Raw genomic sequence first — 26,682 nt, forward strand, 5'->3', positions numbered from 1 at the left:
TCGCCCGGCCCCAGGAGGCGCAATGGCACCCTCGTCACCCAGCCTTGCCCAGCAGTTGCTGCGGCGCCGTCCTACGTCGGGGGCTCCCACTGCCCACGGCGCCGGCGGGCATCTGAGGCAATCGATGGGGACATTCCAACTCACCATGATCGGCGTCGGCGCCACGGTGGGCACCGGAATCTTCTTCATCTTGGCCGAATCCGTGCCCAAGGCAGGCCCCGCGGTGATGGCCTCGTTCCTGGTCGCCGGTCTCGCCGCAGGACTGGCAGCGCTCTGTTATGCCGAGTTGGCCTCCGCGGTACCGGTATCGGGTTCCTCGTTCTCCTACGCCTACACCACTCTGGGCGAGCTGGCAGCGATGGTGGTGGCCGCCTGTCTGCTGCTGGAGTACGGCGTATCAGCGGCCGCGGTCGCGGTGGGCTGGAGCCAGTACCTCGACAAGCTTCTGGTCAACGTCTTCGGATCGCATCTGCCGCACGCGATCAGCGCCGCCCCCTGGGACAACGTCGATCCGGGAGTGCCGCACGCCTGGCTAAACCTGCCGGCCGTGGTCCTGATCATCATGTGCGCGATCCTGCTCATCCGTGGCACCAGCGAGTCCGCACTCGTGAACACGGTCATGGTGCTGCTCAAACTCGCCGTTCTTACTGTCTTCGCGATCATCGCGTTCACCGCGTTTCAGGCGGGCAACTTCTCCGACTTCGCGCCGTTCGGCGTCAGCGGCATCGGTGCCGCAGCCGGAACGATCTTCTTCACCTACGTCGGGTTGGACACGGTGTCCACCGCCGGCGAGGAAGTGAAGGACCCGCAACGCACGATGCCGCGCGCGCTCATCGCCGCACTCCTCATCGTCACCGCCTTCTACCTCGTGGTCGCCCTTGCCGCACTCGGCGCGCAGCCGTGGCGGGAGTTCGAAGGGCAGTCCGCCGGCCTGGCCCTGATTCTGGACAAGGTCACCGGAAGTACCTCTGCCAGTACCTTCCTCGCGGTCGGCGCGGTCATTTCGATCTTCTCGATCACCCTGGTCTCGATGTACGGCCAGACCCGCATCCTGTTCGCCATCGGCCGCGACGGCCTGCTGCCCTCGATCTTCGCGCAGGTCAATCCCCGCACGCTGACACCGGTGAACAACACCATCATCGTCGCGATCGTCGTGGGCCTCATGGCCGCATTCGTACCGCTGAACAGCCTCGCGAACATGGTGTCGATCGGCACCCTGACCGCCTTCATCGTGGTGTCGATCGGCGTCATCATCCTCCGGATCCGAGAACCCGAGCTGCCGCGCGCCTTCCGTGTTCCCGGCTACCCGGTCACACCGGTTCTGTCCGTGATTGCCTGCGGTTACATCCTGTTCAGCTTGCCCTGGGTCACCTGGATCGCCTTCGGGTCCTGGGTTGCCGTGGTGCTGGTGTTCTATCTGGCGTGGGGACGGCACCACAGCGCGTTGAACGACGTACCCAACGACCCGGCCGAACTGCCCGAGAAGGAACCGGTATGACCGTCGTCGTCGGATATCTCTCGGGCAAGGGCGGCAAGGGCGCCCTGCACCTGGCTGTCGAATCTGCCCGCGTTCTCGAGACCTCCCTGACGGTCACCACCGTGGTGCCGAAGCCGTGGACCACACTGTCGAAAGCCAAGATCGACGCCGAGTACGCGCAATGGGCTCAGAAACTTTCCGACGATTCGAAGTCCGAGGCCGCTGCGTATCTCGAAAAGATCAGCGCCGGAATCGATGTCACATTCCACAACGTGGCTCATCGCTCGGTATCCGGCGGGCTGCTGGAAGCGGTGGAGGCGTCCGACGCGGATGTACTCGTCGTCGGCTCCGCCTCGGAAGGACGCCTTGGGCAAGTGGTGCTGGGCTCGACCGGGGATCGGCTGTTGCACTCCTCCCCCGTCCCACTGGCCATCAGCCCCCGCGGTTACCGCGGTTCGAAGGCCGGCACGGTCAGCCGAGTCACCTGCGGATACCCAGGCACAGAGGATGCGGTTGACGTTGTACACCAAGCGGTTCGGCTGACACAGCGTCTGCACGCGCCGCTGCGCGTGGTCACCTTCGCCGTGCGCGGCCGCACCATGCTGACGGCTGGGGTGGGCCCCGAAGCCGAGGACGCGGTGCTCGCCAGCTGGGTCGCCCAGTCCGAAGAGGCGCTGGCCGGCCTACGTCAGGACGGAGTGATCGAATCCGAGGTCGAGTTGAAGGTCGTCACCGGCGACAGTTGGGATGACGCCCTGGACAATGCCGAGTGGCTCGACGGCGAGCTATTGGTGCTCGGCAGCCGCCCCCACAGCACGGTTGCCCGCGTCTTCCTGGGGTCCCGCGCAACCAAGATCGTCAGGCACAGCCCGGTGCCCGTCGTGGTGATGCCGGGCTAGAGCCGTCTCAGTAGGTCAGGTGCCCCTTGTCGACGGGCACCTGAGCACCGGCCAACGTGCCCGAAGCATCGCCCGCCAGCCACACCACCACATCGGAGATCTCATCAGGCTCCAGCATCTTGGTGGGCGACAACGGCATCGGCGCAATGCTCGGCAGGTAATTGGGGTGTTCGGCCAGCAGTTTCATCATGGCGTCGCCGGTGATCATCGGCGTGGTCACCCCGTACGGATGGATCGAGTTGACCCGGATGCCGTACTCGGCCAGTTCAATCGTCAACGACTTGGTGAGTCCGGTCAGGCCGAACTTCGAGGCGACATAGGCGCCGTTACCCGGAGTGCCCTTGAGTCCGGACACCGAGCTGACGATCACGATCGAACCGCCGTTGCCGGCCTCGATCATCGTCGGCACAACGGCTTTCACGGTCTTCCAGGTGCCGGTGAGGTTGGTGTCGATGACGTCTTCCCACTGCTGGTCGGGCATCTCCCACAACCGGCCCCAGCTGAGCACTCCGGCATTTGCGATGAGGACGTCAATGTGCCCGAACTGGGCAACGGCCTCCTCGACCACACTCTGCAGGGCCGCACCGTTGCGGACATCGGCCTGCTCGGCGATGATCTTGCGCCCGGCAGCCTCAACGAGCCGCACCGTTTCCTTGAGGTCTTCCGGTGTCGCGGCCTCGTACCCCGCATACTCCGACACGGGGGCACACGCGTCGATCGCAACAATGTCCGCGCCCGCCTGGGCCAGCCGGACGGCGTGCTGCCGCCCCTGCCCACGAGCCGCACCGGTTACGAAGGCCACTTTTCCAGCCAAGGGCTGATCCGCCATGTCTGCTCCTTTGCAATTGAAGCCAGGCTAGCAGCAGCACTAGAACGTGTTCCAGATTGAGGACCGCTCAGCGGACAATATGAACACTGCCATCAGGAAGGGCGAACCACCGCAAGGCGATCGAGGCGCGCGCCATTGCCCCTGGGCCGCGCCGTCGGCCTAGAGATCGCCGAGGATCTCCGCGCGTTTGGTGTTGTACTCCGCTTCGGACACCAGCGATGCCAGCTTCAACCGATCGAGCTCGGCAAGCCGGTCGGATACCGAGCCGCCGGGGCCGGGGTCGGCCGACGAGGCCCGCTCAGCCCCCTCTGTCTTGCGCAGAATGGCGTCAATCTGTTGGCGGACAACCGGATTAGAACGGATGTCCACCACCCCATCGGTGCCAATACCATTGGCCTTGAGAACCTTCATGATCTCGAAGAGCGGACCGGCCTGCCCGGTCAGGTCGTACTCGCGGCCCTGCGACGAGCTGGTGAATTTGGCCGGCACCTGACCGCTGAGTAACGCGGTGCGCTGCCAATCGATCTGAAACTGCTCGGTGCCGGGCGCCACGAGCACAACGAGCTTGCCGCGCGAGAGGGCAGGTACCTGCAGCACCGACACCCGCGTCCTCGTCTCGGCACGGAACGGACTGACCCCTTCCCCGTGCACCTGAAGCGTCAGCTTGATGACCGGCTGATCGTTAACCCTCATGCCGGTCTCATTGGCCGCCACTACGTCGGCAAGCGCGAGAATACCGTTGGCCTCCAACAGCTTGCGCGCCTCATCGGTCCGAGTGAAGACCAACGTCAACACGAACGCCAACACGACGATCCCGATGGTGATACCGACGCCGCTATACAGCATCCAACTCGTCGCGGGTTGGTCGATCACGTAATACATCACGATGAATATCGGCCCGACGATCCCGCAGATCAACGAGAAGGCCAGGATTTTCAGAAAGCGTCCGACCACGTTCATGGCGCTCATCATCCTCCACCTGCGCGGCATCTTGTGCGGGATCCAGCCAGCCTCTAATATTGGCAATACATGTTGTCAACGATGCCGACATTGCCGAACAGGAGGCATTCACCATGCCCAAGCTCACCGCCGTCGATAGCCCCTCGGCCCGCGATCCTCATCCGTACGACTACTACCATCGACCGGGCATGGATCTACGCCCAATTCCCGAGGGCAAGAACGAGTTCGGCTGGATCTGGCGCCACTGCCGACACGTGCTGTTCGACAACTGGTTCGACGTCGAAGACGACGTCACCCCCACGCCACTGACGCGACTGTTCGACGACCACATGTGGCAGGGCGACGAACTGATGGATGCCGTGGTGGCCATGTTCGAGCGCATGGGTTCGGCACGCGCACGCCCCCTGTTCGAGCAGGCCATCACCGATGGCATCGATTCCCTGGACGACCCGCCGAATGAACTGCGCGCTCTTCTGGAGGACGCATACCGCGTGCCCGAATGGTGGGACCCCGCCAAGGCGGAGCGTGGACGACAACGGCTGTATCGGACCACTGTCCCCACCTTCCTCATCATGGCGACATTCGGCGTATTCGACACCGTCATGAACTCCGATGTTTCGACATCGACAGGCGCCACCGGAAGATTCCGCGATCAGGGCCCGCAACGACAGATCGAGACCGGCAGGTTCTTCGCCACCCTCTTCGATCGGGATGCCATGCAGCCCGGTTCACCACAGATGAAGCTGACCCTACGCGTGCGGCTTGTACATTCGCTGGCCCGCAAGGGCCTTCGATCCGCATGGGGTCCAGACAACTATGCGAGGTTCGGGGCGCCGATTCCCAACTCATCAATGTGCGGATTCATCGAGGCCGGGGCGTTGGGTGGATTGGTGCTCGACCAACGATTCGGCCGACCGTGCACACTCAAGGAGATCGATGATGTGTGGCACTACATGTCTCGATGGGCGTTGCTATTCGGCGTGACAGAGACGTTGTGCCCCAAGTCCGGCATCGAGGCTATGCACAACCTCGACTACCTGCTGGCACGATCCGGCGAAGCATCGAAGTGGCGAGTGGAACTTGTGGAAGTCCTGTCGTCGCTGACCACCGGCGGGTTCCAGAACCGAATAGGAGACCTGCTGTACTCGACCGTCATTGGTGGTCCCGGTTCGGTTCTCATGGGATCGCAAGCGATGGACGAGTTCCTACGCGACACCCAGTTCGAACGGATACCCCATCGGCTCCCAGGCACGATCGTCAAAGCCGTCGCGACAGCCGGCGGACATACCGCCGCCATCCGCGATCGAGTACCAGGAATCAACTGGGTCCGCCGCATCACGTACGGACGGCTGATACCGAACCCAAGCCTTCTCATCAACCCAGCCTTCGACGTTCTCGAAAAGCTCCACAAGGTCAGCTCCACCTACACGATGCACGACACCAACACCTCCGGGCACGCCTTCGCCAGCTAGCCACACTGTCAGCTCTTGTGAGCTCTCCCCACACGGCCTAATATTGACAATGCACGTTGTCAATGATGTCGACGTCAACACCCAGGAGGCGCCCGGATGCCCGAACTCACCGTGGTCGACACACCACTGTCTGGCGATCAGCACCCGTTCGACTACTACTTCCGTCCGGACATGGACCTACGCCCAATCCCCGAGGGCAAGAACGAATTCGGGTGGATCTGGCGCCACTGCCGACACTATTTGTTCGACCCCTGGTTCGACGTCGAGGACGAGGTGACCCCCACCCCGGCGACCCGCCTGTTCGACGATCACATGTGGCAGGGCGACGAGCCCATGGACGCCGTCGCCGAGCTGTTTCACCAGCTCGGGTCCGCGCAGGCCCGGGCACTGTTCGAACAAGCCGTCGAGCATGGCGTCGACAGCCTGGATGATCCTCCCGAGGCGTTGCGCGCACTGTTCGCGGATGCCTACCGCGTGCCGCAGTGGTGGGATCCGGCCAAGGCGGAACGGGGCCGGCTGCGGGCACGCCAAGTGACCACCGCAACCACCGCGGTCATGGCGACTTTCGCGGTATTCGACACCGTCATGAACTCCGATGTGTCGGCAGCCACCGGGGCCACCGGCCGGTTCCGTTATCAGAGTGCCCAACGGCTGGCAGAGACGAATCGGTTCTTCTCCATGATCTTCGACCGTGACGGGTTGGTACCCGGCTCTGAACAGATCAAGCTGACGATGCGCGTTCGTCTGGTGCACGCACTGGCCCGGCGAGGTCTGCGTAGCGCCTGGGGCGAAGACAACTTCGCCGAATACGGCGCGCCCATCTCCAACGCATCCATGTGCGGGTTCATCGAGGCGATGCTTGGAGCACTCCTTGTCGACTACCGACTCGGAAGATCTTGCACGCTAAGGGAAATCGATGACGTATGGCATTACCTGCTGCGGTGGGCACTGATGTTCGGCGTCACCGAAGACCTGCTGCCGCGCACCGGCATCGATGCCATGCGCAATCTGGATTACCTGCTGGCCCGTTCCGGGGATGCCTCGCGTTGGCGCGTCGAGCTGATCGAAGCATTGGCCACCGGCATATCCGGAGCGCGGACCGGACCCGTCCGGCGCATGTTCGCTGAAGTGCTCGCGGGCCCCGGCAGCATGCTGATGGGACCGGCGGCAATGGACGAATTCTTCCAGGGCACAACCTTCGAAGGGATCAACCACCGCCTGTCGGGCTGGCTGTTCAGTACGGCAGCCACGGTCAACGCCAACGCCTCCGCGGTTCTCGATCGACTGCCCGGAATCGGCCTGATGCGCCGACAGTTGGATGCGTTCAACCCCAATCCCAGTGCGGTGAACAACCTTTTCTCGGAGTTGATCGAGAAACGGGCCAAGGTGGCCTCGACGTACACGATGCACGACAACAACACGTCCGGGCACGCCTTCGCCCGCTAACCGATCCCCGCGAGTGTCGACTTATCGCGCGAAAACGCGGGAAAACGGCGCAACAAGTCGACACTCGCCACGGGCCGACAACGAAAACGGCGCCCACCCCGAAGGGTGAGCGCCGTTTTCTTGGCGTCTTTAGATCACTTGAGGATCTTGGTAACGCGACCCGCGCCGACGGTACGACCGCCCTCACGGATGGCGAAACGCAGACCCTCGTCCATGGCCACCGGCTGGATCAGCTTGACGGAGATGTCGGTGTTGTCACCGGGCATCACCATCTCGGTGCCCTCGGGCAGCGTCACAACACCGGTCACGTCAGTGGTACGGAAGTAGAACTGCGGACGGTAGTTGTTGAAGAACGGCGTGTGGCGGCCGCCCTCGTCCTTGGACAGGATGTAGACGCTGCCCTCGAACTCGGTGTGCGGGGTGGTGGTGCCGGGCTTGACCACAACCTGGCCACGCTCGACGTCCTCACGCTTCACACCACGGACCAGCAGACCGACGTTGTCGCCGGCCTGGCCCTGATCGAGCAGCTTGCGGAACATCTCAACACCGGTGACGGTCGTCTTGGTGGTGGTGTCCTTGATGCCGACGATCTCGACGTCCTCGTTCACGTTGATCACGCCACGCTCGACACGACCGGTCACCACGGTGCCACGACCGGTGATGGTGAACACGTCCTCGACGGGCATCAGGAACGGCTTGTCGGTCTCGCGAACCGGGTCCGGGATCGACTCGTCAACCGCATCCATCAGATCGGCAACGGTCTTGCCCCACTCGGCGTCGCCCTCGAGCGCCTTGAGCGCCGAGACACGCACCACGGGAGCGTTGTCGCCGTCGAACTCCTGGCTGCTCAGCAGCTCGCGAACTTCCATCTCGACGAGCTCGAGGAGCTCCTCGTCGTCCACCATGTCGGACTTGTTCAGCGCGACCAGGATGTAGGGCACACCGACCTGACGGGCGAGCAGCACGTGCTCGCGAGTCTGCGGCATGGGGCCGTCCGTCGCGGCGACCACCAGGATCGCGCCGTCCATCTGGGCGGCACCGGTGATCATGTTCTTGATGTAGTCAGCGTGACCGGGGGCGTCCACGTGTGCGTAGTGACGCTTCTCGGTCTGGTACTCCACGTGCGAGATGTTGATCGTGATACCACGAGCCTTCTCTTCGGGAGCGTTGTCGATCTGGTCGAAGGCCGACGCCTCGTTCAAATCGGGGTACTTGTCATGCAGCACCTTGGTGATCGCTGCAGTGAGAGTGGTCTTGCCGTGGTCAACGTGACCGATGGTCCCGATGTTGACGTGCGGCTTCGTCCGCTCGAACTTCGCCTTCGCCACTTGTGTCCTCCTGGACTCTTGTTGTTGTTACTTACAGTGTTGCGCCGGGGGCGCGGTGCTCCGGCGGACTATTCGCCCGTTGCCTTCGCGATGATCTCCTTCGACACGTTCGCCGGAACTTCGGCGTACGAGTCAAACACCATGGAGTAGTTAGCCCGGCCCTGGGTCTTCGACCGAAGGTCGCCGACATAACCGAACATCTCCGACAGCGGAACCTGCGCCTTGACGACACGAGCACCGCTGCGCTCCTCCATAGCCTGGATCTGGCCACGGCGGGAGTTCAGGTCGCCAATCACATCACCCATGTAGTCCTCGGGGGTGGTGACCTCGACAGCCATGATCGGCTCGAGGATGACCGGCTGGGCCGACTGAGCGGCCTTCTTCAGAGCCTGCGAACCGGCGATCTTGAACGCCATTTCCGACGAGTCAACGTCGTGGTACGCACCGTCGAGCAAGGTGACCTTGATGTTCACCAGCGGGTAGCCGGCCAGGATGCCGTACTGCATGGCGTCCTGCGCACCGGCATCCACCGACGGGATGTACTCGCGCGGAACGCGTCCACCGGTGACCTTGTTCGAGAACTCGTAGGTGGCGCCGTCCTCGGCATCCACCAGCGGCTCGAGGCTGATGATCACCTTCGCGAACTGGCCCGATCCACCTGTCTGCTTCTTGTGGGTGAATTCGACGTTCTCGACCTTCTTGCGGATCGTCTCGCGGTAGGCCACCTGCGGCTTACCGACGTTCGCCTCGACCTTGAACTCGCGGCGCATGCGGTCCACCAGGATGTCCAGGTGAAGCTCGCCCATGCCACCGATGATCGTCTGGCCGGTTTCCTGGTCCAGCTTGACCTTGAAGGTCGGATCCTCTTCGGCCAGCTTCTGGATCGCGGTACCCAGCTTTTCCTGGTCGCTCTTGGTCTTCGGCTCGATGGCCACCTGGATAACCGGATCCGGGAAGGTCATCGACTCCAGCACGATCTGGTTGTTCGGATCGCACAAGGTGTCACCGGTGGTGGTGTCCTTGAGTCCGATCGCGGCATAGATGTGACCCGCGGACGCGGACTCGACCGGGTTCTCCTTGTTGGAGTGCATCTGGAACAGCTTGCCCAGACGCTCCTTCTTGCCCTTGGTGGAGTTCACCACCTGGCTGCCCGAGTCGACCTTGCCCGAGTACACACGGATGTAGATCAGCTTGCCGAAGAACGGGTGGGTGGCCACCTTGAACGCCAACGCGCTGAACGGCTCGTCGGTGTTGGGCTCACGCGTGATGAGCTCTTCTTCCTTGCCCGGCACATGGCCGGTGGTGGCACCGACGTCCAGCGGGGTCGGGAGGTAGTCGATCACCGCGTCGAGCATGGGCTGCACGCCCTTGTTCTTGAACGCGCTACCGCACAACACCGGGTACGCCTCGGAGTTGATGGTGAGCTTGCGGATCGCAGCCTTGATCTCATCGATCGTCAGCTCTTCGCCGCCCAGGTACTTCTCCAGCAGCTCTTCGTCGGTCTCGGCGACGGCTTCGAGCAGCGCGGCCCGGTACTCGTCGGCCTTGTCCTTCAGGTCCGCGGGGATCTCCACGACCTCGTACTGCTCGCCCATCTTGGTCTCGCCACGCCACACCTTGGCGTTCATCTCGACCAGATCGACGATGCCCTCGAAGTCGTTCTCGGCACCGATCGGCAGCTGAATGGGCAGCGCACGCGCACCGAGGCGATCCTCGATGGTCTTCACCGTGAAGTAGAAGTCGGCGCCCAGCTTGTCCATCTTGTTGACGAAACAGATGCGCGGAACGTCGTAGCGGTCGGCCTGACGCCACACCTGCTCGGACTGCGGCTCCACGCCCTCTTTACCATCGAACACCGCGACGGCACCGTCGAGGACGCGCAGGTTGCGCTCCACCTCAACGGTGAAGTCGACGTGCCCGGGGGTGTCGATGATGTTGAGCTGGTTTTCTTTCCAGTAAGCGGTCGTCGCGGCCGACGTGATGGTGATGCCGCGCTCCTGCTCCTGCTCCATCCAGTCCATGGTGGCTGCGCCGTCGTGGACCTCACCGATCTTGTACGTGATACCGGTGTAGAAGAGGATGCGTTCAGTCGTGGTGGTCTTGCCGGCATCGATGTGGGCCATGATGCCGAAGTTGCGGACCTTGTTCAGGTCGGTCAGCACTTCCTGTGCCACAGAAGTTTCCGCTCTTTCGCTTCGAATTGGGGATGGAGGAACTGGGCGGGCCTCGCCGTGAAGTGAGGCCCGTCAGATCACCAGCGGTAGTGCGCGAACGCCCGGTTGGCCTCGGCCATCTTGTGGACATCCTCGCGGCGCTTCACCGATGCGCCCAGGCCATTGCTGGCGTCCAGGATCTCATTGGCAAGCCGCTCGACCATGGTCTTCTCGCGACGAGCACGCGAGAAGCTCACCAGCCAGCGCAGGGCCAGGGTGGTGGAGCGATCGGGACGCACCTCGACCGGCACCTGGTAGGTGGCACCACCGACGCGGCGGCTGCGCACCTCGAGGGCGGGCTTCACGTTGTCCATGGCGCGCTTCAGGGTGACGACCGGATCGGTGCCGGTCTTGTCCCGGGCCTGCTCCAGGGCGCCGTAAACGATGCGCTCGGCGATGGACTTCTTGCCATCGAGCAGCACCTTGTTGACCAGCTGGGTCACCAGCTGCGAACTGTAAACCGGGTCGTTGACCAGGGGGCGCGACGGCGCGGGTCCCTTACGCGGCATTAGCTCTTCTCCTTCTTGGCGCCGTAGCGGCTGCGAGCCTGCTTGCGGTTCTTGACTCCCTGGGTGTCCAGCGAGCCGCGGATGATCTTGTAGCGCACACCGGGGAGGTCCTTCACACGACCACCACGCACGAGCACCATCGAGTGCTCCTGCAGGTTGTGGCCCTCACCCGGGATGTAAGCGGTGACCTCCACCGCGCTGGTCAGCCGCACACGGGCCACCTTCCGCAGCGCCGAGTTCGGCTTCTTCGGGGTGGTGGTGTAGACGCGGGTGCACACGCCACGGCGCTGCGGGCTGCCCTTAAGGGCCGCGGTCTTCACCTTGGCGATCTTGTCCCGGCGACCCTTACGGACCAGCTGGTTGATGGTTGGCATGTACCGGCTTTCTGTCTCTAGCTACTACTGGGCTCTAGCACTGCGAGCCCATATGAAGGCCCTGTTGTCCTGCGGTTTTCGCCCGTATCGGTATCCCGAGGCCGGGCGTGTCGCACGCACCGCGGCCGCGAAGAAAAACTCCTTCACCCTCTGGGCATGCGAATTGACCTGGCGCCCTATCTGACCCCCGCTGGGTAACCCAGTGGTGGCCATCGGCCAGGCACAGCGCCCTACCATACCAGGGCTGATCACGGTGAGACAAACTCGCCTACCAGCGACAAAGCGCAGGTCATCGACAACTCACCGATGCGCGGGCAACTTGCCTACTTGCGCTCGGCAAGACCCGACGCAAAGCGGTGCACCATCTCCGTAAACGCGATATCGGGGTCCATCTCGATGCCCGCCATGAAGCCCGTCATCTCCAACATGACGAAGCCGTGCATCGCGGCCCACAGCTCAACGCCCGCATGGAAGGCGGTGTCCTCGTTGAGTCCATAGACGCCGATGGCCTCGGTCGCGGGCTTGGCCAGTTCGCGTGCGTCGATGGTCGGACGGTTCACGGCGTCCAGGAACGGCATCCGGGTCAGCGCGGCATATCTACCGGGGTGGTGGTGCGCGTAACTGCGGTATGCGCCGGCCATCGCCAGGATCGCATCCTCGCTGGTGCGCCCGGAGCTCACGGTATGCAGCATGCCCACGATCTCGGCCAGCACCCGGTCGCGCACCTCGTGGCGCAGATCGTCGAGGCTGTCCACGTGGTTATAGAGCGACGGCCCCTTCGTGCCGAGCTCGACGGCCAACGCGTTGATCGTCAGTGCATCCCAGCCGGCCCGATCCAAGAAGGACAAGGCGGCGTTGATGACCGTGTCGCGGTTGAGCCGTGTTGCCCGCGCAGGGTTTCTGCGGTGCGCGGTTGCGGGCTCGGTCGTCACGTGTGGTCCACCTTCTGGGGTGAGTCGTTCTAGTGCAGTGCTCTTTGGTGCGGCCTGGTGGAGCAGATGGCCTGCTATGACCCTATCTCCCCCATCGTCACCTTTGTGTTTGTCAGCCCATCGAGTCTGTCGTGGCGCGTGGTGGCTTATTCTCATCGGGTGACCTGGACGCTGAAATGACACACGTTCTAGTTTCTGTGGGGCAGCGAGCGCTGGTCGCCGTGCTGGTGACCGCCGGCATCGCCGCGTTGACGAGCTCGCCAGCGGGGCGTTCGGACCTCGCGGACAACATTCGCCTGGTGAAAAACGGGGACACCCACATCACCCAGTACGGGCTCGTGACCACCATCGATTGCAGCGATTCGACCGTCTTTGTGAACGGGTCGCAGAACGTCATCACCGCTCTGGGCAGCTGCTACGCCATCTCGGTGCAGGGGTCCTCCAACACGATCATCGCCGACAACGTGGTCAACGACATCACTGTCTACGGCTTCAACCAGAAGGTCCTCTACAAGTCCGGTGAACCGGCGGTCATCGATCGCGGGCGTGAGCTGGGCATGATGAATTTCATCGACCGCATTCCCGGCTGATCCCCTGCCGTCATCCAAAACTCCGGATAATCGACGTCATGTCCCGCCATCATGTGGTCCTGGCCCTGGCTCTGGTCGCCCTCGGGCTGACAGGCTGCGGTGCCATCAAACCGGGTTCGAGCAATCCGACACCCGGCACCTGGACTCCCCCGTCCACTTCGGCCGCGTCCAGCCCCTCCACACCGACCTCTGCCAAGGTCGATATCGGGGATGAGACGGTGATCGGGTACTTCGGCCAAACCACGACCGCCGCCTGCGACGAGGGCAAGCGCCTGAACATCACGGGCGCCAACAACACACTCACCATCACCGGCACCTGCGACAAGGTCACCGTCTCGGGTTTCTCGAACACCGTCACGTTCGAGGAGCTGAAGACCGAAGTGACGGTCACCGGCTACGGGAACAAGCTGACCTACAAGACGGGCGAGCCCAAGGTCAACAACTACGGAAGCAACAACACCATTCAGAAGGTTTCCTAGCCACCACTCACAACACCGTCTGCACGATGTGTTCGACTAGTTGGCGAGCCGCCGCGCAACTATCGCCCCCCTTGCGGTACTGAACCCACCAGGTCAACGAACCGGTACCGGCCGGAACCGTTACCCCACAGCCCCCACCGGGACCCGTGCTGGTGAACCCCTTGCGGCCGTTGATCGTAATGTCGGCGGTCTTTTGCCCCATGCCGTCGGCAGACGTGCGATCGCGGTCGACGTCACCACCCTCGTAGTACGCGTACAAGAGGTCGATGAGATTTCCCGCATCATCGGCTGCGACCCAATAGCACAGTGCCCCAAAGAAATTCTGGTAGATCTGGGCAGCCTTGACGGTCTCCACGATCGTCTTCTCATCGAGCGGACCACACTGGCCGTTGGCGAATCCATAGGGGTCCAGCTTGTCGTTCTCGCCTCGCTCGTTGGAGTTCAGCGACTCTCCCGGAGCGACGGCGGAACCGTCGACGGTGCGCGCACACCCGGTGGGGCCGACGAGGAGCAGCGCCGCTGCGGCAAGCGCGCCGACAATCCTTTTCATTGCTTGCCTACCTTGCTGAGCAGTGAGTCCATCAGGGTCTCGACGGCTTTGCACGGGTCGTTTTTGACGTCCCCCGATTGCAGGGACCAATGCAGGAAATCAGGCCCGGATCCCGCAGACAGCTCACACAACCCGACATTGCTCACGCGGTAACCGGGATAGGACTTGGTGGTCACCGATTCCACCGTGTGTCCGAGGTTTCGCGCGACCGACGCCTCCTTCTGCGCCGAGCTGCCCCGATACCAGTACAGCGACAAGGACGTGTCTCCCGTTCCCGGGCCGGTGGACCACCGGCAGCCCAGCAGGCTGTCCACATCACGCTTGAGCGCTGGGTTACCCACCGCTGCAGTGACTTCCGCATCAGTCATGCCACCGCAGTCGCCGAGTTTGAAACCCTTACCGGGCCCATTGTTCACCTCGGGAACCGTGGTCACCTGCACATCGGGAGATCCGCCGTCGTCGTCACCGCCGGAGGACCGGGGTGAGCAGCCAGCCAGCACCACCGCGGCAACAACCAGGGCCGATACCGGAACCATCCGCACACTCACGGTGTCCACAGTACGTCCGTATCCCGCGGGTCTCGCTGAAGTCTGAGTGTGTCGGCACTACTACCGACCCCCGCTCAGACAGCTCAGACCCCGGCGCCGTGGCGGCCGGCACCCGCGGCGAACCGGCCGGCTCCCTCCAGCGCCTCGGCCGCCACCCGCTCGATGCTGCCGAACTCGTTGTCCAATGCCGCGTCCTCGGCCGTCCCCCACTGCGCGATCGCCGAATCGCGGTCTGCCCGCACACATTGCTGAGGGAATGCCGCGATCTCCGCCGCCAACGCCTCCGCGGCCGCGCGGGCCCGCCCACGAGGTACCACGCGATTGGCCAGGCCGATCTCCAGAGCCTCTGGTGCGGCAACGGGACGCCCGGTGAGGATGAGGTCCATGGCACGCGAGTGCCCGATCAACCGCGGCAATCTGATCGTCCCGCCATCGATGAGCGGCACGCCCCAGCGCCTGCAGAACACCCCCAGGACGGCGTCCTCCTCGACCACCCGAAGGTCACACCACAACGCGAGCTCGATACCACCGGCGACGGCATGCCCCGATATCGCAGCGATCACCGGCTTGGACAACCGCAGCCGTGACGGGCCCATCGGACCGGGGCCATGCGGGTGCAGTTCATTTCCACGATCGGTGCCCATTGCCTTGAGATCTGCTCCGGCACAGAATGTTCCGCCGTCACCCCAGAGCACCGCCACGGACGCCGCCGGGTCGGCGTCGAACTCGGCGAACGCCGCGAGCAGCGCCGCGGCGGTCGGGCCATCAACGGCGTTACGCGCGTGCGGACGGTTGAGAATGACCGTGGTCACCGATCCTGCCTTCTCCACGCGAACAGCATTCTCACTCACAGGGAAGCCTCCTCCGTCTCGGCGTTGTCGCGCAGCGCCACCAGTTCATCCTTGAACTCCCGGTAACGGGAACGTATTTCGTCGGCCGGCCAGCCCGTCGGCAACAACTCATCCGGCAGCACCGGGTCGGCGAGCAGGTGCCGCACCATCGCCGCAGCCAGCACAAATCGCGCAGGAATTGCCTCGGCCTGATCCCACCACCGCAACAGGGAAGTCGCATAGAGCGACCACCCGGGCAGATCCCACAGCTGAGCGGACAACGCCTCGGGGGTCGCGGTCCGGGTCTGCAACACCCAGACGTGGTTGGTCACCGACGGCGACAGCTCGATGTCGAGATTGTCCGGACGCAGCCACACACCCTCGCGTAGTTCTCCGAAACGGCTTTGCCGCAACGTGGTTCGCAGGTCATTGCGGTCACGCGCATCGCGCCCCACGCTGGTGATCACCAGCTGTGTCCAGTCTCCGTTCCAGGGGCGTCGATGCGGATCGCAGGCCTCGTCCTGCCGCAGCTGACGGGCCTGTAGCCGCTCGGCGAGCCGATATCCCGAGTCGGTTCGCGCAAGATCTCCCGCGGAGACCATCCGAGTCAGCGCCACCCTTACCGTGGTATCACTGATTCCGAATAAGGTTGTCAGTGAACGTATTTCGCGCACAGATAGCTCCGCGGGGTGTGCGCCCAGTAGCAGGCTCAGGATGACCGAACGCGCGGTCATCGGGTGATGCTCGACCGGGTTAGTCATCGCTACAGATCGGTGGGCCTGCGGCCGTAATCACCGAAGGGCTCGTCACGATGCCGGACCGCTTGCCGGTAACCGTTCGTCATGGCATCGAACGTGAACGCGTGGGCCTCCGCGGTGTGCCGGGATATACCGTCGAAGACGGTGCCCACCATGGCGCTATTGGCAATGCCCTGGTTGATGAGCACGGAGTTGCATGCGAGCTTGACCATCATCAACTGGTTCAACGGCATTGCGGCGATCCGCGCCACCAATCGCTCGGTGCGCTCGTCCAGATCATCGGGCTCCGGCGCCTCGACCGCCAAACCCCACTCGTATGCCTGCTTACCCGACAGACAATCTCCGGTCAGCATAAGGCGTTTCGCCCGCTGATCGCCGAGCTTGTGCGCCCACAGCCCGGTGGCCGGTACACCCCATACCCGGGTGGGCGGGTACCCGATCTTGGCATCGGCAGCGACGATCAACTGGTCGGCATGCAAGGCGATGTCGGTACCACCGGCCACGCAATACCCGTGCACCTTCACCACGGTCGGCTTGTTGGCGTGCAACAGCGAGGAGAAGCCGCGGGTGAACCGGCTCATCATCTGGTAGTCGAGCATGGGGTCCCAGTTGATGTTCGGCAAGTGGTTGCGCAGCTGCACCTCACCATCTAGTGCGGTGCCTGAATACTGCGCCGTGCCTTCATCGTTCGCCTCAGCATAGGCACTGAGGTCGAAGCCCCCGCAGAATCCGTCTCCCCTGCCCGACACCAGGATGACGTGAACCTGCGGATCCAGGTCGGCACGCTCCACAAGTGCCGCCAGTTCCAGTGGGGTCTCGGCAATGATGGCGTTGCCCTGTTCGGGCCGGTTAAAGGTAATGCGCGCGACGCGGTCGGTGACCTCGTAGGTCATCGTCTTGAGTGTGTCCACCGGCTAGCTACCCGACTTGACGGTCGCCCGCTCCAGGATGGGCGAAAGGTCCAGTCCGGTGGGGAGCGTGCCGAACGCACCACCCCAGTCACCGGCAAGCCGGGTCGCCAGGAATGCCTGTGCGACCGCCGGATGACCATGGCGGACCAGCAGCGCCCCCTGCAGCGCGAGGCAGATGTCCTCGGCGACTTTGCGGGCACGGTAGGTGACCGAGTCCAGATCACCGAGCTGCGAATGCAATCCGTTGATATGACGGTCCAGCCGTTCGTCCTGGCCCTGGGCGAGCGCAAGCTCCTTGAACAGCACCTCGATGCATTCGGGCTTGGTGGCCATGGCGCGCAACGTGTCCAGGGCGCTGACGTTCCCCGAGCCTTCCCAGATTCCCATCAGCGGTGCTTCACGATAAAGACGCGGCAGTCCTGAATCCTCGACGTACCCGTTGCCACCCAGACATTCCATCGCCTCACCGGCATGTGGGGTCGCCCGCTTACACACCCAATACTTGCTGGCGGCCAAGCCGATACGGCGTAACAGGGACTCGGTCTCGTCACCGCGGGTGGCGCGGTCCGTGGCACCCGCCATCCGCATCGCGACCATGGTGGCGGCCTCCGCTTCGATGGCGAGGTCCGCGAGCACGTTGCGCATGAGTGGCTGATCGATGAGGTACTCACCGAAGGCCTTCCGATGCTGAGCATGGTGCATGGCCAGCGCCACACCGGCGCGCATGCTGGTGGCCGATCCCAGGGTGCAGTCCAGCCGGGTCATGTTCACCATCTCGATGATGGTCTTGACGCCCTTGCCTTCCTCACCGACGAGCCATGCCGTGGCGTCGTCGTACTCGACCTCCGAGGATGCGTTGGAATGGTTGCCGAGCTTGTCCTTCAAGCGCTGCAACCGCATCCGGTTGCGGGTGCCATCCGGCAGTATCCGCGGCAGGAAGAAACATGACAGGCCGCCGGGCGCCTGGGCGAGCACCAGGAACACATCGCACATCGGCGCCGAGGTGAACCACTTGTGCCCCACCAGCGTGTAGCTGCCATCGGCGTTCGACGTGGCCGTGGTGGTGCCTGCGCGCACATCCGAGCCGCCCTGCTTCTCGGTCATGGACATACCCGCGGTCAGCCCCGCCTTGGTGGTGGGTACCGAAAGCACCGGGTCGTAGACGCGACTGGACAACAGCGGCTCGTAGATGGCCGCCAGCTCGGGATTGGCACGCAGAGCCGGTATCACTGCGTAGGTCATCGAGATGGGACACATGTGGCCTGGATCGGCAGTCCATACGCCGGTCTTCGCGGCGCGCACGACGTGGGCGCCCGGCCGGTCGTCTGCCCACGGTGCCCCATGTAGTCCGTGAGCGACTGCTTCCCGCATGAGCTCGTGATATGCCGGGTCGAACTCGATTTCGTCGACGCGATGACCCCAACGGTCGTGAGTGTGCAGCACCGGACGGTTCCGGTTCGCCAACTCGCCGGCGCGCTGCATGCGGTCGGCGCCGTTGAGAGCACCGACCTCGACAACCTCGTCGACACCCCACTGACCGCCTTCTCGAATGAGGGCTTCCATCAGCACGGGACTGGTCGCGGCGTTGTAGTCGCGCAGGGCGGGGACCTGGTTGGTGACGACATGCGTATCGGCCATGCATGCAGTGTTACATTTCTGCGACAATCGCACAAGATCTGTTCACATGCCGTTCCGTGGGCCTCTCGTGCGCTAGAAAGAAGAGCGTGGAGAAGGTCGTCTTCGTACTGCGCCAACCATCCGACGCCGCCACCGATGAGTGGTCCGAGCAGCTACGCACGACCGTTGTCGACAAAATCCGGGCCACAGGCGTGCACGGCATGACCGTGTGTGTGCATGACGCCGCAGTGCGTGCCGCGAGCCTGCGTCTGGTAACCCTGGACCCGCCCTTCGCCGCCGCCGTCAGCGTGTGGGTTCAGCAGTCATACGGTCCGGCGATACGGGAGATCGAGACAATCCTCGCCGCAGCATCGGCCAATGCGCACGGATATCTGGTGACGGAGTCGGTGCCGCTGCCAGCTCCTGAGCCCGAACCGGGATCGCGGTCAACAGGTTTCACTAACATCGCATTGCTGCGCAGGCCCGCCGATATGCCCTTCGACACCTGGCGCCAGCAGTGGCAGGGTGTGCATACCCACAACGCACTCGAGCTGCAGTCGACCATCGGCTACGAACAGAACCTGGTCGTACGCGCCGTCACCGCCGACGCACCCGCGATCTCGGCAGTCGTCTTCGAACAGTTCCCTCCGGCAGCCCTCACCGACCCACTGGCCTGGTACGGCGCCACGGATCAACAACAGCTGAGCCAACGTGCGATGGCCATGCTGGAGAGCGTCAAAGCCTTTGGAGCCCATACCAATATTGACACCGTAGCCACCAGTCGATATGACGTGATTCGACCGTTCTCGTGACACCCGCCGCCATCACACCCTTGACATACAACCAAATGGTTGTAAATTGGAGTTCGTGACCGACTCGGATGAGGACAGGGCGGACGCCATGTTCCATGCACTCTCCGACCGCACCCGACGCGACATCCTGCGGCGAGTGTTGGCCGGCGAGCACTCGGTCTCGACACTTGCGGCGAACTACGACATGAGTTTCGCCGCAGTGCAAAAGCACGTCGCCGTGCTGGAGAAGTCCGGGCTGCTGACAAAAAGGCGCAACGGCCGCGAACAGCTGGCCAGCGGCGATATGGAAGCAGTTCGTTCGGTCGGCACCATGCTCACCGAGCTTGAGCAGTTCTGGCGCGGCAGGATCGCCCGCATCGACGAGCTCATTGCATACCCATCACCGACGCTCGAGACACCAGGTAAGGACTGAATCATGCCCGTCACCAACGTCACTCACGATATCGATACCCTGACCATCACCATCGACGCGGAGTTCGAAGCACCGATCAGCAGGATCTGGCAGATCTACGCCGACCCGCGTCAACTCGAAAAGGTATGGGGCCCACCAAGCTATCCAGCCACGTTCGTCGACCACAACTTCACGCCGGGCGGCCGTGTGAACTACTACATGACCGGACCGGATGGCGCACGGTATGCGGGCTGGTGGGAGCTCACGGCAATCGATGAACCGAACAGCTTCGCGTTCAGGGATGGCTTCTCTGACGAAGAACTGAATCCGGTTGACAACATGCCGGTCTCGACGAACCTCTACACCTTCGTCGAAAAGGACGGCCGCACCCTGGCGACCTACGTCAGCACGTTTGAGACTGCCGAGGCACTGCAACACGTACTGGACATGGGCGTCATCGAAGGTGCATCGTCGGCGATCAACCAGATCGACGACCTCGTCGGTTCGTAAGCGCCATGGTGCACTACCGCGACCCCGGCGCCATCACCTTCGAGGCGACGATCCAGCAACCCGAGGGCCCCGGCGCCTACGTCGAGTTCCCGTTCTCCGCCGTCGACACCTTCGGCGTCAAGGCCAGGGTGCCGGTGCGCGCCATGTTCGACGGCTCGGTGACCTACACAGGCTCGCTGGCACCGTACGGCGGCAGACACCTGCTCGGGGTGCGCAAGGACATTCAGAAACAGCTGGGCAAGGGGCCCGGGGACACGGTGCGTGTCGAGGTAAGGCTCGATACCGACCGCGCTTAGGCGTCTTGTTTCTCGCGCTGTGCCGGCTCTCCGTGGTGTACGAAGTATCCGAGCACCACGATCGCGAACCACACCAGGCCCACCAGGATCGCGGTTCGGCCGTCCTCCGTGAAGAACAGCAGCACCACGACCAGTGCAAGGAACGCCAGCGCCAAGATGTTCGTCACCGGCGCACCCGGCAGCCGGTAATCTGAGGCAGGCAGCTCGCCGGCCGCGACCCGCTTCCGGTAAATCAAGTGGGACACTAGGATCGAGCCCCACACGAAGATGATGCCGATGGTCGATACCGACGTGATGTAGGCGAACGCCTTGTCCGGCGACAGCCAGTTGACGAATACGCCAATGCCCATGGCCAGTGCGGAGAAGCAGATGGCCAACATCGGGACGTGCCGTGAGCTCAGCGACTGCAGACCCACCGGGGCATCGCCACGTTGCGCCAGGCTGCGCACCATCCTGCCCGTGGAGTAGATGCCCGAGTTGCAGGAGGACAGGGCGGCCGTCAGCAAGATGAAGTTCACGATGTTCGCCGCCTGCGGAATGTTCAGGTACTCGAATACGGCGACGAAGGGGCTCTCGCCCTTGTGGTAGTTCCGCCAGCCCTGAATCGACAGGATGACGATCAGCGCACCCACGTAGAAGAGCCCGATGCGGAACGGAAGGGTGTTAATCGCCTTGCGCAGGGTGACTTTCGGGTTCTCGGCTTCCCCTGCCGTCACACCCACGAGCTCAACACCGACGTAGGCGAACACAACGATCTGCAAGCTCAATAGCGCTTGGCTGAATCCGGTCGGGAAGAACCCGCCGTCGTTCCACAGATTGGCGACGGTGGGGCCCGATTCCGGTCCAAGGCCCGCAATGGGAAGCAGTACACCGATACCGATGATGATCATGCCGACGATCGCCGTCACCTTGATCATCGAGAACCAGAACTCGGCCTCGCCGAAGATCTTCACCGATATCAGGTTGGCCGCGAACAGGATCAGCAGAACAGCCAGAGCGGTGACCCACTGCGGGATGCCGGGCCACCACCGCTGGATGTAGACCCCGGCGACGGTAATCTCCGCCATACATGTAGTGGCCCACACCGCCCAGTACGTCCAACCGTTGGCGAATCCGGCGAAGCGCCCCATGAACTCTTCGGCGTACTCGGAGATGCTGCCCGACACCGGCCGATAGACCAGCAGTTCACCGAGTGCCCGCATGATCACGAAGATGGCCAGACCTGCCACCAGGTACGCCAAGATGAGCGCCGGACCAGCCTTCTCTATGGCACCACCGGCGCCATAGAACAGGCCGGTGCCGATCGCACCGCCGATTGCGATCATCTGCACCGTGCGTGCGGATAGGCCGCGTGAGTAACCGGCGTCGGGCGTCTCGGATTCGGAATTGGCAACGGTCATCGGAACATCATTGCGTGAGCAGACAGTTATTGCACGGGAAACCCGGACACACCGTCCACAACTCGCGTGGAATTGCGTGGCCTGGCTAGGTATTTATGCGCTGAACCGACTTCTCTTACGTACATAGGCTTCTGGCATGCTCAACCAACAGTTCATCGGACGCGTGGCATTACCGATATTCGCCGCGGTACTTCCGTTCATGATCGTCGCCGGACAACTCGGTCTGGACGTGTGTCGCTGGTGGATCGTCTACGGCACCGCAACCATTGTGGCTGTCCTGATGGGCATCACCACGTTCGGCGTGTGCAATTCGAACGGCCCGGGGCTCGCGGTCAGTCGATCCTGGGCGCTCTTTTGGGTAAGCCTGGCGACTCTCACCGCGGTGCAGGGGTACTTCTATGCAGAGTTCCGCGACCAGTGCCCGGTACTCGGCCCGATCATCGCGATCGACGCGTTCCTCGAATGGCTCATCGCACCCGTGGTTCTCGTTGTCGTGGCCGGGAGTGCCTTGCGGCGCGCGTGGATCGCCGCGAGGCGAAAGGGAAAGGCCCCCGGGGTGTAACCCCGGGGGCCTTTCTCCTGCTTGCGATCTAGCGGTAGTCGCTGTATCCGTAGTCGTCCAGCGGCACCGCAGCACCGGTGTTGGAACCGAAGTCGGGGCTGTAGTACTGATCCTCGTACGACGGGATCGTGTACGCGGCGGCCCGCGCCTCTTCGGTCGGCTGCACCGAGATATTGCGGTAACGGTTGATACCGGTACCAGCCGGGATCAACTTACCGATGATGACGTTCTCCTTCAGACCATTCAGTCTGTCGCTGCGGCAGTTGATAGCCGCATCGGTCAGCACGCGAGTGGTCTCCTGGAAGGACGCCGCCGACAGCCACGAATCGGTGGCCAGCGATGCCTTGGTGATACCCATCAGCACCGGACGGCCGGCCGCGGGCTCGTTGCCCTCGGCCACCACGCGACGGTTCGCGGTCTCGAACTCGCCACGCTCGGTGAGCGAGCCGGGCAGGAATTCCGTTGCGCCCGAGTCGATGATCGTCACGCGACGCAGCATCTGGCGCACGATGACCTCGATGTGCTTGTCGTGGATCGACACACCCTGGCTGCGGTACACCTCCTGGACCTCGTTGACCAGGTGCACCTGCACCTGACGCGGCCCCATGACGCGGAGCACCTCGTGCGGATCGGCCGCACCCTCCATGAGCTGCTGTCCGACCTCGACGTGGTCGCCATCGGCCAGCGGACGCTCCGAACCATCCTCGTGCTTGAAGACACGCAGGCGCTGACGCTTGGAGAGCTTGTCGTAGACAACTTCCTCGCCACCGTCATCCGGGATGATGGTGATCTTGTAGAAGCGCTCGCCCTCTTCCAGGCGAACCCGTCCGGTGACATCGGCAATTGGTGCCTTGCCCTTAGGAACTCGCGCCTCGAACAGCTCGGTGACACGCGGCAGACCACCGGTGATGTCGTCACCGACGCCACCCTGGTGGAAGGTACGCATGGTCAGCTGGGTACCGGGCTCACCGATGGACTGTGCGGCCACGATGCCCGCCGCCTCACCGATGTCGACGAGCTTGCCGGTTGCCATCGAGCGGCCGTAGCACATCGCGCAGACCCCGGTACCGGTGGTGCAGGTGAGCACCGACCGCACCTTGACCGTGGTGACACCCGCGGCGAGAAGCTTCTCGATCGCCGGGTCACCCAGGTCGTGTCCACGCTCCACCAGCACGTTGCCATCGGCATCCACCGCGTCAGCGGCGAGAGTCCGTGCGTACGCAGAGGTTTCGATGTGCGCGTCGCGGATCAGCGTGCCGTCGTCCTGCTTCTCGGCGATGGTCACGTTGATGCCACGCTCGGTACCGCAGTCGTGCTCGCGGACGATGACGTCCTGCGAGACGTCCACCAGACGACGGGTCAGGTAACCCGAGTCAGCGGTACGAAGCGCGGTGTCCGCCAGACCCTTACGGGCACCGTGCGTGTTGATGAAGTACTCCAGAACGGTCAGGCCCTCACGGAACGAGGACTTGATCGGCCGCGGGATGTACTCACCCTTCGGGTTGGTCACCAGACCCTTCATGCCCGCCAGGTTGCGCACCTGGGTCATGTTTCCGGTCGCGCCGGACTTGGGCAGCAAGGTGATCGGGTTGTCAGCCGGGTAGTGCTCCTCCAGCGCCTTACCGACCTCGTCGGTGGCTTCCTGCCAGATCTTGACCAGCGCGTCGCGACGCTCCTGGTTGTTCAAAGCACCACGCTGGTACTGCTTTTCGATCCGCTCCGCTTCCTTCTCGTAGCGGTCCAGGATCTCCGCCTTCTGCGGCGGCACCAGCACGTCGGCCATCGAGACCGTGACACCCGAGCGCGTGGCCCAGTGGAAACCGGCGTCCTTGAGCTTGTCGACGGTCTGAGCAACCACGATCATCGGGAACCGCTCGGCGAGATCGTTGATGATCGCCGACTGCACCTTCTTGTGCATCTGCTTGTTCACGAACGGGTACCCGTGGGGCAGCAGTTCGTTGAACAGCACGCGGCCCAGCGTGGTCTCGGCGACCCAGGCATCGCCTGGCTGCCAACCATTTTCGAACAGCTCGGCCTCAACCTCGGCCGGCGGACGCTGCTGCGTCAGCCGTACCCGGATCGGTGCACGCACGCTCAGCGCGCCACGGTCCAGGGCCATGATGGCCTCGGCGGGCGAGCTGTACACACCTGTCTCCGGCTGGTCCTTGGCGGCCGGGGCATGCGCACCGGTATCGCCGGGGACCTCGGTGGTCAGGAAGTACAGACCGGTCACCATGTCCAGACGCGGCATGGCCAGCGGGCGGCCCGACGCGGGCGACAGGATGTTGTTCGAGGACAGCATCAGGATGCGAGCCTCTGCCTGCGCCTCCGCCGACAGCGGCAGGTGCACGGCCATCTGGTCACCGTCGAAGTCGGCGTTGAACGCCTCACACACCAGCGGGTGCAGCTGAATTGCCTTGCCTTCCACCAGCTGCGGCTCGAAGGCCTGGATACCCAGGCGGTGCAGCGTTGGTGCGCGGTTCAGCAGCACCGGGTGCTCGGCGATGACCTCTTCGAGGACATCCCACACCTGAGCGCGCTGACGCTCCACCATGCGCTTGGCGCTCTTGATGTTCTGCGCGTGGTTCAGGTCGACCAGTCGCTTCATCACGAACGGCTTGAACAGCTCCAGAGCCATCAGCTTGGGCAGACCGCACTGGTGCAGCTTGAGCTGCGGGCCGACCACGATGACCGAACGGCCCGAGTAGTCGACGCGCTTACCGAGCAGGTTCTGGCGGAACCGACCCTGCTTACCCTCGAGCAGATCCGACAGCGACTTCAGCGGACGGTTACCCGGTCCGGTGACCGGACGTCCACGACGGCCGTTGTCGAACAGCGCATCCACGGACTCCTGCAGCATCCGCTTCTCGTTGTTGACGATGATCTCGGGCGCACCCAGATCGATCAGTCGCTTGAGGCGGTTGTTGCGGTTGATCACGCGGCGGTACAGGTCGTTGAGGTCGGAGGTCGCGAAACGGCCACCGTCGAGCTGAACCATCGGACGCAGCTCCGGCGGGATCACCGGTACCGCGTCGAGCACCATGCCGCCGGGGCTGTTGGTGGAGTTTTGGAACGCAGCCACCACCTTCAGGCGCTTGAGGGCACGAAGCTTCTTCTGTCCCTTGCCGCTGCGGATGGTCTCGCGCAGGTTCTCGGCCTCGGCATCGAGATCGAAGGTCTGAATGAGCTTCTGCACGGCCTCGGCACCCATGGCACCGGTGAAGTACTCGCCGTAACGGTCCACCAGCTCGCGGTAGAGCACCTCGTCCACGATCAGCTGCTTGGGAGCCAGCTTGGTGAAGGTGGTCCAGATCTCGTCGAGCCGGTCCAGCTCACGCTGGGACCGATCGCGCAGCTGACGCATCTCGCGCTCGCCACCGTCGCGCACCTTGCGGCGCACATCGGATTTGGCACCCTCGGCCTCGAGCTCGGCCAGGTCGGCCTCGAGCTTCTGGGCGCGGGCCTCCAGGTCGGCGTCGCGCTGATCGGCGACGGCCTTCTTCTCGACCTCCATCTCGGCCTCGAGCGTCGAGAGCTCGTTGTGACGCAGCTCGTCGTCGACGGCGGTGATGACGTAAGCGGCGAAGTAGATGATCTTTTCCAGATCCTTCGGCGCCAGGTCGAGCAGGTATCCGAGACGCGACGGAACACCCTTGAAGTACCAGATGTGCGTGACCGGGGCGGCCAGTTCGATGTGGCCCATCCGCTCACGGCGCACCTTGGCGCGAGTCACCTCGACGCCGCAGCGCTCACAGATGATGCCCTTGAAGCGCACGCGCTTGTACTTGCCGCAGTAGCACTCCCAGTCGCGAGTAGGTCCGAAGATCTTCTCGCAGAACAGGCCGTCCTTCTCGGGCTTGAGCGTGCGGTAGTTGATGGTCTCCGGCTTCTTGACTTCGCCGAAGGACCAGTTACGGATGTCATCCGCCGACGCGAGGCCGATACGGAGTTCATCGAAGAAGTTGACGTCCAGCACGTAAACTCCCTTT

General features: G+C 63.5%; 26 protein-coding genes. 11 read left to right on the forward strand and 15 right to left on the reverse strand.

Annotation, left to right across the window (positions count from 1 at the left end):
* Positions 1-22 precede the first annotated feature (22 nt).
* Together BB28_RS19280 and BB28_RS19285 are read left to right on the forward strand one after the other, a co-directional pair.
* Positions 23-1,498, forward strand: a complete 1,476-nt coding sequence (locus tag BB28_RS19280; protein WP_046254674.1) for an APC family permease — start codon at positions 23-25, stop codon at positions 1,496-1,498.
* The gene (locus BB28_RS19285; protein ID WP_046254675.1) at positions 1,495-2,376 is read left to right on the forward strand and encodes a universal stress protein; all 882 of its coding nucleotides are present in this window, start codon (positions 1,495-1,497) and stop codon (positions 2,374-2,376) included. The genes BB28_RS19280 and BB28_RS19285 overlap by 4 nt, the downstream gene beginning before the upstream one ends.
* 7 nt (positions 2,377-2,383) lie before the next feature.
* On the opposite strand, the gene BB28_RS19290 is transcribed toward BB28_RS19285, so the two are convergent.
* Positions 2,384-3,205: a mycofactocin-coupled SDR family oxidoreductase gene (locus tag BB28_RS19290; RefSeq protein WP_046254676.1), complete on the reverse strand. Its 822-nt coding sequence runs from the start codon at positions 3,203-3,205 to the stop codon at positions 2,384-2,386.
* Positions 3,206-3,364: 159 nt separating this feature from the next.
* A complete protein-coding gene (locus BB28_RS19295; RefSeq protein ID WP_064393606.1) occupies positions 3,365-4,165 on the reverse strand; it encodes a hypothetical protein in 801 nt (266 codons plus the stop codon).
* A gap of 113 nt (positions 4,166-4,278) precedes the next feature.
* Here BB28_RS19295 and BB28_RS19300 point away from each other — a divergent pair, with 113 nt between their 5' ends.
* Positions 4,279-5,637, forward strand: coding sequence for an oxygenase MpaB family protein (locus tag BB28_RS19300; protein ID WP_046255987.1), 1,359 nt, complete (start codon positions 4,279-4,281; stop codon positions 5,635-5,637).
* A gap of 96 nt (positions 5,638-5,733) precedes the next feature.
* Positions 5,734-7,083 (forward strand): oxygenase MpaB family protein, encoded by a 1,350-nt coding sequence (locus BB28_RS19305; RefSeq protein ID WP_046254678.1) that lies wholly within the window; start codon positions 5,734-5,736, stop codon positions 7,081-7,083.
* A gap of 134 nt (positions 7,084-7,217) precedes the next feature.
* Here the strand turns inward: BB28_RS19305 and tuf are convergent, their stop codons facing one another.
* The 5 genes from tuf to BB28_RS19330 all read right to left on the reverse strand — a co-directional run bounded on the left by tuf (position 7,218) and on the right by BB28_RS19330 (position 12,439).
* Positions 7,218-8,411, reverse strand: coding sequence for an elongation factor Tu (tuf, locus tag BB28_RS19310; RefSeq protein WP_046254679.1), 1,194 nt, complete (start codon positions 8,409-8,411; stop codon positions 7,218-7,220).
* 68 nt (positions 8,412-8,479) lie between these two features.
* Positions 8,480-10,585, reverse strand: coding sequence for an elongation factor G (fusA, locus tag BB28_RS19315; protein ID WP_046254680.1), 2,106 nt, complete (start codon positions 10,583-10,585; stop codon positions 8,480-8,482).
* A 77-nt stretch (positions 10,586-10,662) separates the two neighbouring features.
* Entirely contained in the window at positions 10,663-11,133 is a 471-nt protein-coding gene (rpsG, locus tag BB28_RS19320) for a 30S ribosomal protein S7 (protein WP_030096665.1), read from the reverse strand.
* Positions 11,133-11,507 carry a 30S ribosomal protein S12 gene (rpsL, locus tag BB28_RS19325; RefSeq protein ID WP_003929602.1) on the reverse strand — a complete coding sequence of 125 codons (375 nt, stop codon included), beginning with the start codon at positions 11,505-11,507 and terminating at the stop codon, positions 11,133-11,135. Before rpsL ends, rpsG begins: the two co-directional genes overlap by 1 nt.
* A gap of 323 nt (positions 11,508-11,830) precedes the next feature.
* Positions 11,831-12,439 carry a TetR/AcrR family transcriptional regulator gene (locus tag BB28_RS19330; protein ID WP_030096664.1) on the reverse strand — a complete coding sequence of 203 codons (609 nt, stop codon included), beginning with the start codon at positions 12,437-12,439 and terminating at the stop codon, positions 11,831-11,833.
* Positions 12,440-12,615: 176 nt separating this feature from the next.
* Here BB28_RS19330 and BB28_RS19335 point away from each other — a divergent pair, with 176 nt between their 5' ends.
* On the forward strand, positions 12,616-13,029 hold the full coding sequence (locus BB28_RS19335; protein ID WP_052740400.1) for a DUF3060 domain-containing protein: 414 nt from the start codon (positions 12,616-12,618) through the stop codon (positions 13,027-13,029).
* Positions 13,030-13,067: 38 nt separating this feature from the next.
* Positions 13,068-13,508, forward strand: a complete 441-nt coding sequence (locus BB28_RS19340) for a DUF3060 domain-containing protein (protein WP_046254681.1) — start codon at positions 13,068-13,070, stop codon at positions 13,506-13,508.
* Between the two features lie 7 nt (positions 13,509-13,515).
* Here the strand turns inward: BB28_RS19340 and BB28_RS19345 are convergent, their stop codons facing one another.
* The 6 genes from BB28_RS19345 to BB28_RS19370 all read right to left on the reverse strand — a co-directional run bounded on the left by BB28_RS19345 (position 13,516) and on the right by BB28_RS19370 (position 18,743).
* A complete protein-coding gene (locus BB28_RS19345; RefSeq protein WP_046254682.1) occupies positions 13,516-14,058 on the reverse strand; it encodes a DUF3558 domain-containing protein in 543 nt (180 codons plus the stop codon).
* Positions 14,055-14,615: a DUF3558 family protein gene (locus BB28_RS19350; protein WP_046254683.1), complete on the reverse strand. Its 561-nt coding sequence runs from the start codon at positions 14,613-14,615 to the stop codon at positions 14,055-14,057. The genes BB28_RS19345 and BB28_RS19350 overlap by 4 nt, the downstream gene beginning before the upstream one ends.
* A 74-nt stretch (positions 14,616-14,689) precedes the next feature.
* The gene (locus BB28_RS19355; RefSeq protein WP_046254684.1) at positions 14,690-15,457 is read right to left on the reverse strand and encodes a crotonase/enoyl-CoA hydratase family protein; all 768 of its coding nucleotides are present in this window, start codon (positions 15,455-15,457) and stop codon (positions 14,690-14,692) included.
* Positions 15,454-16,197, reverse strand: coding sequence for a PaaX family transcriptional regulator C-terminal domain-containing protein (locus tag BB28_RS19360; RefSeq protein WP_046254685.1), 744 nt, complete (start codon positions 16,195-16,197; stop codon positions 15,454-15,456). The genes BB28_RS19355 and BB28_RS19360 overlap by 4 nt, the downstream gene beginning before the upstream one ends.
* Before the next feature lie 2 nt (positions 16,198-16,199).
* Complete coding sequence (locus BB28_RS19365) at positions 16,200-17,087, reverse strand: crotonase/enoyl-CoA hydratase family protein (RefSeq protein WP_044105293.1); 888 nt, start codon at positions 17,085-17,087, stop codon at positions 16,200-16,202.
* Positions 17,088-17,108: 21 nt separating this feature from the next.
* Complete coding sequence (locus BB28_RS19370) at positions 17,109-18,743, reverse strand: acyl-CoA dehydrogenase family protein (RefSeq protein ID WP_046254686.1); 1,635 nt, start codon at positions 18,741-18,743, stop codon at positions 17,109-17,111.
* Between the two features lie 86 nt (positions 18,744-18,829).
* On the opposite strand from BB28_RS19370, the gene BB28_RS19375 reads away from it, so the two are divergent.
* Genes BB28_RS19375 through BB28_RS19390 form a run of 4 tightly spaced genes read left to right on the forward strand, consistent with a single transcriptional unit; the run spans position 18,830 to position 20,731 of the window.
* Complete coding sequence (locus BB28_RS19375) at positions 18,830-19,534, forward strand: hypothetical protein (protein ID WP_046254687.1); 705 nt, start codon at positions 18,830-18,832, stop codon at positions 19,532-19,534.
* 55 nt (positions 19,535-19,589) lie between these two features.
* Positions 19,590-19,946, forward strand: a complete 357-nt coding sequence (locus BB28_RS19380) for an ArsR/SmtB family transcription factor (RefSeq protein WP_046254688.1) — start codon at positions 19,590-19,592, stop codon at positions 19,944-19,946.
* A gap of 3 nt (positions 19,947-19,949) precedes the next feature.
* Positions 19,950-20,435 carry an SRPBCC family protein gene (locus BB28_RS19385; protein WP_046254689.1) on the forward strand — a complete coding sequence of 162 codons (486 nt, stop codon included), beginning with the start codon at positions 19,950-19,952 and terminating at the stop codon, positions 20,433-20,435.
* 5 nt (positions 20,436-20,440) lie between these two features.
* Positions 20,441-20,731, forward strand: a complete 291-nt coding sequence (locus tag BB28_RS19390; RefSeq protein ID WP_046254690.1) for a DUF1905 domain-containing protein — start codon at positions 20,441-20,443, stop codon at positions 20,729-20,731.
* Here the strand turns inward: BB28_RS19390 and BB28_RS19395 are convergent.
* On the reverse strand, positions 20,728-22,131 hold the full coding sequence (locus BB28_RS19395; protein ID WP_046254691.1) for an amino acid permease: 1,404 nt from the start codon (positions 22,129-22,131) through the stop codon (positions 20,728-20,730). The two genes, BB28_RS19390 and BB28_RS19395, sit on opposite strands and share 4 nt — an antisense overlap.
* Before the next feature lie 136 nt (positions 22,132-22,267).
* On the opposite strand from BB28_RS19395, the gene BB28_RS19400 reads away from it, so the two are divergent.
* Positions 22,268-22,693: a hypothetical protein gene (locus BB28_RS19400; RefSeq protein ID WP_046254692.1), complete on the forward strand. Its 426-nt coding sequence runs from the start codon at positions 22,268-22,270 to the stop codon at positions 22,691-22,693.
* 28 nt (positions 22,694-22,721) lie between these two features.
* Here BB28_RS19400 and BB28_RS19405 read toward each other — a convergent pair whose 3' ends face one another.
* The gene (locus BB28_RS19405) at positions 22,722-26,669 is read right to left on the reverse strand and encodes a DNA-directed RNA polymerase subunit beta' (RefSeq protein ID WP_046254693.1); all 3,948 of its coding nucleotides are present in this window, start codon (positions 26,667-26,669) and stop codon (positions 22,722-22,724) included.
* Positions 26,670-26,682: the final 13 nt, after the last annotated feature.

Origin of the sequence: Mycobacteroides chelonae CCUG 47445 (assembly GCF_001632805.1) — a bacterium.
GTDB lineage: Bacteria > Actinomycetota > Actinomycetes > Mycobacteriales > Mycobacteriaceae > Mycobacterium > Mycobacterium chelonae.

What these genes read in the sequence shown, in the direction of transcription:
- BB28_RS19280 (WP_046254674.1), top strand. Translation starts at nt 23, where the DNA reads ATGGCACCCTCGTCACCCAGCCTTGCCCAGCAGTTGCTGCGGCGCCGT.
- BB28_RS19285 (WP_046254675.1), top strand. Translation starts at nt 1,495, where the DNA reads ATGACCGTCGTCGTCGGATATCTCTCGGGCAAGGGCGGCAAGGGCGCC.
- BB28_RS19290 (WP_046254676.1), bottom strand. Translation starts at nt 3,205, where the DNA reads ATGGCGGATCAGCCCTTGGCTGGAAAAGTGGCCTTCGTAACCGGTGCG.
- BB28_RS19295 (WP_064393606.1), bottom strand. Translation starts at nt 4,165, where the DNA reads ATGAACGTGGTCGGACGCTTTCTGAAAATCCTGGCCTTCTCGTTGATC.
- BB28_RS19300 (WP_046255987.1), top strand. Translation starts at nt 4,279, where the DNA reads ATGCCCAAGCTCACCGCCGTCGATAGCCCCTCGGCCCGCGATCCTCAT.
- BB28_RS19305 (WP_046254678.1), top strand. Translation starts at nt 5,734, where the DNA reads ATGCCCGAACTCACCGTGGTCGACACACCACTGTCTGGCGATCAGCAC.
- rpsG (WP_030096665.1), bottom strand. Translation starts at nt 11,133, where the DNA reads ATGCCGCGTAAGGGACCCGCGCCGTCGCGCCCCCTGGTCAACGACCCG.
- rpsL (WP_003929602.1), bottom strand. Translation starts at nt 11,507, where the DNA reads ATGCCAACCATCAACCAGCTGGTCCGTAAGGGTCGCCGGGACAAGATC.
- BB28_RS19335 (WP_052740400.1), top strand. Translation starts at nt 12,616, where the DNA reads ATGACACACGTTCTAGTTTCTGTGGGGCAGCGAGCGCTGGTCGCCGTG.
- BB28_RS19340 (WP_046254681.1), top strand. Translation starts at nt 13,068, where the DNA reads ATGTCCCGCCATCATGTGGTCCTGGCCCTGGCTCTGGTCGCCCTCGGG.
- BB28_RS19345 (WP_046254682.1), bottom strand. Translation starts at nt 14,058, where the DNA reads ATGAAAAGGATTGTCGGCGCGCTTGCCGCAGCGGCGCTGCTCCTCGTC.
- BB28_RS19360 (WP_046254685.1), bottom strand. Translation starts at nt 16,197, where the DNA reads ATGACTAACCCGGTCGAGCATCACCCGATGACCGCGCGTTCGGTCATC.
- BB28_RS19365 (WP_044105293.1), bottom strand. Translation starts at nt 17,087, where the DNA reads ATGACCTACGAGGTCACCGACCGCGTCGCGCGCATTACCTTTAACCGG.
- BB28_RS19370 (WP_046254686.1), bottom strand. Translation starts at nt 18,743, where the DNA reads ATGGCCGATACGCATGTCGTCACCAACCAGGTCCCCGCCCTGCGCGAC.
- BB28_RS19385 (WP_046254689.1), top strand. Translation starts at nt 19,950, where the DNA reads ATGCCCGTCACCAACGTCACTCACGATATCGATACCCTGACCATCACC.
- BB28_RS19390 (WP_046254690.1), top strand. Translation starts at nt 20,441, where the DNA reads ATGGTGCACTACCGCGACCCCGGCGCCATCACCTTCGAGGCGACGATC.
- BB28_RS19395 (WP_046254691.1), bottom strand. Translation starts at nt 22,131, where the DNA reads ATGACCGTTGCCAATTCCGAATCCGAGACGCCCGACGCCGGTTACTCA.
- BB28_RS19400 (WP_046254692.1), top strand. Translation starts at nt 22,268, where the DNA reads ATGCTCAACCAACAGTTCATCGGACGCGTGGCATTACCGATATTCGCC.